1 tRNA gene is annotated in these 249 nt (G+C 55.0%); it reads left to right on the forward strand.

From position 1 onward, the window contains the following. Positions 1–95: 95 nt before the first annotated feature. Positions 96–171, forward strand: a tRNA-Ala gene (locus AB5N96_RS13605). The last annotated feature ends 78 nt before the right edge of the window (positions 172–249 follow it).

Consider the following 249-nt stretch of genomic DNA (forward strand, 5'->3'; position numbering starts at 1 on the left):
GAAGTAGCTCAGCTTGGTAGAGCACTTGGTTTGGGACCAAGGGGTCGCAGGTTCGAATCCTGTCTTCTCGACCATTTTTAATTTAATACCCTTTTGGGGCCTTAGCTCAGCTGGGAGAGCGCCTGCCTTGCACGCAGGAGGTCAGCGGTTCGATCCCGCTAGGCTCCACCATTGAACATTGAAAACTGAACATGCAAGACGTCAAGATAGAGCGTCACCGCCCCGACCCCCGTTGGGTGTGCGTGACGC

This window comes from Chryseomicrobium imtechense (assembly GCF_041475995.1).
GTDB classification, from domain to species: domain Bacteria; phylum Bacillota; class Bacilli; order Bacillales_A; family Planococcaceae; genus Chryseomicrobium; species Chryseomicrobium aureum.